The organism is Lysobacter brunescens (assembly GCF_042677005.1).
In the GTDB taxonomy this organism is placed as follows: domain Bacteria; phylum Pseudomonadota; class Gammaproteobacteria; order Xanthomonadales; family Xanthomonadaceae; genus Lysobacter_I; species Lysobacter_I brunescens.
In genome coordinates, this window is sequence record NZ_JBHTIF010000019.1 from 1 (window position 1) to 1,031 (window position 1,031).

A 1,031-nucleotide genomic window follows, 5' to 3' on the forward strand; every position below is an offset into this window, starting at 1 on the left:
GTCGGCCAGATAATCACGCCAGAACTCCCAGCCGACGAACTCGTCGCCACGCCGGCACGTCGCGTGCTGCCAGCGGGCGTAGTCGTGGTACTGCATCTGCAGCGGCGCAAGCGACACTGCCCGGCCCTCGCGAAGACCGTTGTACAACTGGTTGAGCTCGCGGATGAACACCGACAGCGACCAGCCGTCCGAGGCGATGTGATGCATGTGGATCATTAGCCGCATCTCGTCTTCGGCGTACGCGACCAGGCCCGCGCGGATCATCAGGTCGCTGGCGAGATCGAACGGGCGCGATGCGTACTCGGCGCTGATGCGCTGCCACTGCGTCTCCCTGTCCGCGGCATCGCCGTCGACGTCGAAGCGGTCGAGGACGAGACGGGCGTCGGTGCGCACTGTCTGGAAGGGTTCGCCGTTGCGCTGACCGTAGACGGTGCGCAGGACCGCGTGGCGCGACACAATGAGGTCGAGCGCCTGTTCGAGCGCGGCCACGTCCAGGTGGCCGCGCACCGAGAAGTTGCCGCCGACGTTGTAGAGCCCGCTGGCGTCGAGCTGGTTCAGGAACCACAGCCGCTTCTGCGCGAACGACAGCGGCATCTCCGCTTCCGCAGGCTTCGACTCGATCTTGTCGGTTTCCACCACGATCGCTTGCGAGAGCGCATCGATCCTGGCGATGAGTTCGCGGATGGTGGGATGCTTGAACAGATCGACCATCGACAGCCGGCAGCCGAACTGCCTGTTGATCGCGTTCACCACCTGCAGCGCCAGCAGCGACTTGCCGCCAAGCGCGAAGAAGTTGTCGTCCAGACCCACGCGGCTCGCCTTCAGCAGGCGCATCCACAGCGCCGCCACCCACTGCGCCTGCGGCGACAAGACCTCCTCCGCCGAAGACGCCGACGATTGCCCCACCCCACGATGCCGCCATTCGTCCAGATAGCGCGCACGCAGCGCCTTCCGGTCGATCTTGCCGTTCGCGCTCAGCGGCATCGCCTCCACCGCGATCCACTCCTGCGGCAGCATGAAACCCGGCAGGC

The 1,031-nt window shown here is 66.1% G+C and carries 1 protein-coding gene; it reads right to left on the reverse strand.

Annotated features, from left to right (window positions below; translation table 11 throughout):
• Positions 1-1,031: condensation domain-containing protein (locus ACFQ0E_RS19145; RefSeq protein ID WP_386826627.1), on the reverse strand; the 1,031-nt coding region annotated here is incomplete at both ends.